The sequence below is a fragment of the uncultured Methanobrevibacter sp. genome, from assembly GCF_902801725.1.
In the GTDB taxonomy this organism is placed as follows: Archaea; Methanobacteriota; Methanobacteria; order Methanobacteriales; family Methanobacteriaceae; genus Methanocatella.
In genome coordinates, this window is record NZ_CADCJB010000076.1 from 1 (window position 1) to 5875 (window position 5875).

Consider the following 5875-nt stretch of genomic DNA (forward strand, 5'->3'; position numbering starts at 1 on the left):
TAATCACTTATTTACAAAGTGATTGATTATCAAACAAAACATCAAAATTACAATTTGACACAGCACAAGTATCTAGGAAATAAACTGCACCACCCAAAGGGTCAGAAACAGTTGCGCGGTTATCTGTAAAATTACAATTTTCAACACTACCCGAAACAATGAAGATAGCACCGCAACAACCAATGATGTTGTTAGTTATATGATTATTTACAAAAACAGAACCTGATATACCAGCAGTTCCCTTGGAGCATACTACTCCACCTTTATCAGCAACATTGTTTCCATTTCATTGAATAAAATAATTAAAAATCCATAATTTTATATATAAATATGCCGAAAAAAATTAAGGTCCAAAAAAAAGTAAAGCAACTGCCGAAGCAGATTGTCTTTTAAATTATTTAACTAATTTTAGTTTCTGGCGTGTCCTGCAGTCAAACTTACTGTCTAAGACAATCAGATTTCTGGAACTGCTTAAGAGCGCTGAAAGTTTTTTGTTGACAGATACCGTCAATTGGTAGAGATGAAAGTATCCGCTCTTTATCAAGGTCTTTTGAATTTAACAGCAGATTAACTTCCAGATTATCCCCAATCCATATTTTTTCTATACCATTGCCTGATACTTTTCTACCAATTCCGGAGACTTTGTATATACGTACATCGGTATTCCATCATCTGCGGCTTTTTGCCTTGCGGCATATATCTTTCTTGTTTCTTCAGGCATATTACTACCAGACATTTGATTTGATGAATCTTCTGAACTTACATATTCAACTGTAGCTTCAACAACCTTTTCCTTAATGGTTAATTTCTGTGTCGTGTTGTTTCCGGTGTAATTTTCATTTCCACCATAAATAACATCGACTTCGTATTTTCCCTTTTTCAAATTCAAATCCAATTTCCCATTACCTTTATCATTTGTTTTTACAGTTTTATTAACAACAATTTTGCCGTTACTGTTTTTAACTGTGATTTTAATTTTTGTTGGTTCTTTAACATGCATTGGTTTTAATACCATGAATCCGATTGCCGCTGCAAGAATAACAATTATCACGACCAATATTATGATTATGTTTTTGCTTTCCATTTGAATACGCACCATTTAATTTTAGTATTTTCCAACATAGGAACCTAACTTGATATTTCCCTGCGAATCATGACCCCCATAGGTGTAATATCCGTCACCCGCCAAAACATATTTTTGACCGTTTGATGTTTCAATCAATGCCAATTCCTGATGGGTTTCAACAGTCCTATAATTGCCTATTGCAGAATTATATTCCGGATAATCTGAAGATCCACCACCAGACTGCGAATTGGAGTTTGAGTAGGAAGTTTTTTTATCTTCAACCAATTTTGTCTTTGCCTTTACAACGCTGATGTTGACCTCAACAGATGTTGAAGAATATTTATCGTTTCCGTTGAACTTGCATTCAACCGTATATACTCCTTCATTATCCACTTTCAGCTTGGTTCTACCTTTTGAATTTGTTTTGACATCCTTATCGATTGTCTTTCCGTTCTTATCTGTTAGCTTGATACTGATTGTCTGATTTGAAATTGGATTTCCGTTGATGTCGGTTAACTTGGCGACTACCGGATCTCCGGCATTAATGCGTTTATGGACAATTGCCAGATTGGAGTCCTCCTTGTTCATCGATGCTGAAAGCAGTACTCCTCCAACAATTGCCAGAACGGCAATAAACGCAATCAAAATTATAATAATTTTTTTGTTTTCCATAAAATTCCCCCATATAATGTTAATTCATGAATAAATGCATGTGCATTAGCTATAAGTTACCCCATCCATGTGTAACAATATTTCCGTCCTGGTCAACGACTCTGAAATAACCGTCATCATAGCCAACTCTTTCAAGACCATTACCTATGGACCTGCGTCCCACTTCATGTTCTCCAGGATTCCAGCCATCAGGAGTTATCTGATATTCTTCCCTTTCGCTATTTTGTGAAGAAGAAGCGGAATTGCTTGATTGAAGTGCTGCCTGAACAACCTTTTCTTTAATTGTCAAATTCCGTGCAGTGCTATTGCCCGTGTAATTTTCATTTCCATCATAAGTAGCCCGGACATTATATTTTCCCTTTTTCAAATTCAAATCTACTTTTGCCTGACCTTTAGCATTTGTTTTTACAGTTTTATTAACAACAATTTTGCCCTTGCTGTTTTTGATTGTGATGTTGACTTTTTCTTTGGACAATGGAGTTTTATTTAAATCAGCAAGTTTAATTGATAAATTATCTCCTTCGTATAAAGTTTTATTGCTAGTAATCCTAATTTTAGTTGGTTCTTTTGAATTGATTGATTGTGTAAATAATATTCTTTTGAATTGATTGATTGTGTAAATAATATTCCTACAGCAGCCGCAAGAATAACGATTATCACAATCAGAAGAATGATTATATTTTTGTTTTCCATTTAATATTCTCCCAAAACATACCAGTTAATACCTATTTATATACCCAATACATTTTAACATTTTCTAATCCCGAACAAACACCACAATACTCAAAAAACACACGAAAATTATAAGAGTTGCTTCCAAAAACAGTAGAATAAATGATCAATTCTTAAAGTAAATAAATAGGATTATGAAAAATAGTTTAATAATACAAGCAGATGCATATGAAAAAAAGAAAAAAAGATGTAGATAGATGACTATCTACACAATAGGAACTAAAATTCTTATAGATTTTGCTTTGTTGTAGTATTTGTTTCCTAAAAATCCAACAAGACCAGTATACCTTGCTTTTTTATGTAAATGAGTGATTTTAAAGGTTGCTTTACCATTGCTGCCCACTTTTGCATAGTATACTTTGTTTTTGAATTTCAAGACCATTTTAGCGCCTTTCAATACTTTACCTTTATATTTCACGGTTGCGGTATAGTATTTATTTTTAGCACTTAGCTTGAAGGATTTTGATTTAGCGATCACTGTTGGAGTTCCTTTAGCAACAACCACATTAACAGATTTGGTTGACTTGAGGTATGTATTGTCACCAGCATAGGAAAGTGAAAGAGCGTATGTTTTAGGAATTTGGTTGACTTGAGGTATGTATTGTCACCAGCATAGGAAAGTGAAAGAGCGTATGTTTTAGGAGCCAATTTACTGCTGACTGTAAGTACAATACAACCCTTGGAATCAACAGTTCTGGTAAATACCTTATTGTTGAATTTAACAGTTATCTTTTTATCTATTAGACCCTTTCCTTTTGCATCAGCCAATTTAACAACAAGCTTTTTACTGGTTTTAAAAGTGGTTTTGACATTAGAAGCAACAATCTGTGATTTAATCTTATTGACATTAACAGTTATGGTCTTGCTTTCAGCAGCCATATACTTGTCATTACCTGCAAAACTAACGGTAATTGTAGCCTTACCATTTTTAAGACCTTTAATCTTACCGTTTTGAACAGAAGCAACACCAGGATTGTTTGAAGTATAGGTCAATTTACCTGCATTATTTGAAGTATAGGTCAATTTACCTGCATTAGGAACCAAAGTAGCACCTGCTGCAACTTCATTGAAAATATCAATATTAATGGTTTTAGAAGCAATCCTAATCTCAGTAGGTATCTTAGATACAGCAACAGTTATCTTAGTTGAATTTTCTGTATAAACACCATCTCCACCAACTTTAACAGTAATATTGGCCGCACCCTCTTTTAAAGCAGTAACCTTACCGTTCTTGTCAACACTGACAACACCGGAGTTATCAACTACGAATGTAACATTCAATCCTTCAGGACTAGTAGTATATTTAATAACGCCAGATTCACCAACATTCAATTCCATATCTTCAGCTGCAACACCAGCATCATTTAAAGTAACTGTGACCTCAATGGTTTTATTTTCAGCCGCTTCAAACTTATCATTTCCATAAAATGACACAGTAACATTGGCAGTACCTGTACCCACACCAATAAATGTGCCGTCACCATCAACACGAACAACACTCACATCACTGGAGACATAATCCAACTCACCAGCATCAGAAGGAGTAATACTAACGCCAGGATCAACTTCATCCCCAACCTTCATATCAACAGTAGCATTGCTAACAAAAATCTTGGTAGGAATCTTAGTGACCGTTACATAAATGGTTTTACTATCTGCCGCTTCAAACTTGTAATTGCCATCAAATGAAACAATAACATTGGCATTACCCTCACCTACAGCAGTAAATGTACCGTTATCATCAACAACAACCACGTTCTCATCACCGGATGTGAAATTCAACTTACCAGCATCTGAAGGCAATAATTCAGCAACAGAATCAGCCTTATCACCAATACCAAAATCAAGTGTATGATTGTTAACATTAATCTCAGTAGGAATCTTGCTTACGGTAACAGTGATGACAGTTGAATTTTCAGCATAAACCTTAGCATCGCCAACTTTAACGGTAATATTGGCTTTACCTTCTTTTAATGCTTTGACAGTACCATCTTCATCCACACTGACAACACCAGAATTATCAGCCACAAATGTGACATTTAATCCATCAGGACTAGTAGTATAATTAATAACACCTGAATCGCTGACATTTAATTCCATGTCCTCAGCTACAACGCTGGCATCATTTAATGTAACTGTAACATTTATGACAGTTGAATTTTTTGCATATACTTCATCATCACCCACATTAAGGGTAATAGCAGCAGTACCATTTTTCAATGCTTTGACAGTGCCGTCTTCATCCACACTGACAATGCCTGAGTTATCAGCTACAAAACTAACTTTTAATCCTTCGGGAGCTGTAGTATAATTAATAACACCAGATTCACCGACTTTTAATTCCATGTCTTCAGCTACAACGCTAGCATCATTCAAGCTAACGATAACAGAGATGGTTTTATTTTCTGCTGTTGCATATCTCCCATCACCTGCAAATGAAACTGTGATTGTGGCATTACCCCCTTTAATACTTTTGATCCTGCCATTTTCAACTATAACAACATTTGTATTGTTTGAAGTATAGGTTAAGTTACCTGCATCAGCAGGAGTTAAAGTAGCGCCAACATCAGATTCCCCACCGGCATTTAAAGCAATTGTGGAGTTAGTAACATTAATTTCAGTAGGAATTTTGACATTGTTCAATTCAATGGTATATGATCCAGTTTCATATTTACCTGTTACACTGGAATTTCCGCCCTGTCTGGCAGTATATGTTATATTTTCACCAATTAAAGCAGAAGTTTTATCCAATTCTCCCAATGTTTGAGTGAAATCTAAAATAAAGTTCATCTTTGAAGCATCATATGGCTTAACCTTTCCTGAAGAATTGTCGTATGACTCTAATTTGAAGGCAATTATTGAATTTTGGTCTACTGAAACATTAGTTGGATTAGCAGTTGCATTTAAGAACAACCATCTGTCCATAACTGCATTTCCTGCATCCGGCCTGCTATTGTAATTTGTTGCATTATTTCCAAACCAGCAATCAATAGTTTTAATATAACTTCCCATACCCTCAGATAATACAACATTATTGTTTAAAAAAATAGAATCTTGAATAGTTATAGCCGCAACCAGTTGATTGATAAAGATGGCACCACCTCTACTTGCATTGTTATTGATAAATGTACCGCCTAAAGAAACATTAGGGTCATTATAAGTAAATTCGATATAGATAGCACCACCACTTTCTGCTTTGTTATTAATAAAAATACCATCTAACTTACCAGTAGAATAACGCACTGTATCGTCAATAGAGATAGCACCTCCAGAATGATATCCAGTGTTATTAATAAAGATACCATTTACATTACCAGAAATCTTACCCTCATCACCAACAGCGATGGCACCGCCCTGATTTGCGACGTTATTAATAAAAGTACCGTTTACATTACCAGAAGCATC

5 protein-coding genes are annotated in these 5875 nt (G+C 34.9%); all 5 read right to left on the reverse strand.

Annotation, left to right across the window (positions count from 1 at the left end):
• Nucleotides 1-601: 601 nt before the first annotated feature.
• The gene (locus QZV68_RS10090) at nt 602-1084 is read right to left on the reverse strand and encodes a hypothetical protein (protein ID WP_296880870.1); all 483 of its coding nucleotides are present in this window, start codon (nt 1082-1084) and stop codon (nt 602-604) included.
• Between the two features lie 21 nt (nt 1085-1105).
• Nucleotides 1106-1738, reverse strand: a complete 633-nt coding sequence (locus QZV68_RS10095) for a hypothetical protein (RefSeq protein ID WP_296880871.1) — start codon at nt 1736-1738, stop codon at nt 1106-1108.
• 49 nt (nt 1739-1787) lie between these two features.
• Nucleotides 1788-2213, reverse strand: coding sequence for an Ig-like domain-containing protein (locus QZV68_RS10100; protein WP_296880872.1), 426 nt, complete (start codon nt 2211-2213; stop codon nt 1788-1790).
• A gap of 462 nt (nt 2214-2675) precedes the next feature.
• Nucleotides 2676-2975: a hypothetical protein gene (locus QZV68_RS10105; RefSeq protein WP_296880873.1), complete on the reverse strand. Its 300-nt coding sequence runs from the start codon at nt 2973-2975 to the stop codon at nt 2676-2678.
• Nucleotides 2945-5875, reverse strand: a 2931-nt coding sequence (locus QZV68_RS10110; protein ID WP_296880874.1) for an Ig-like domain-containing protein, incomplete at its 5' end; no start/stop codon positions are given. The genes QZV68_RS10105 and QZV68_RS10110, both read right to left, overlap by 31 nt.

What these genes read in the sequence shown, in the direction of transcription:
- QZV68_RS10095 (WP_296880871.1), bottom strand. Translation starts at nt 1,738, where the DNA reads ATGGAAAACAAAAAAATTATTATAATTTTGATTGCGTTTATTGCCGTT.
- QZV68_RS10090 (WP_296880870.1), bottom strand. Translation starts at nt 1,084, where the DNA reads ATGGAAAGCAAAAACATAATCATAATATTGGTCGTGATAATTGTTATT.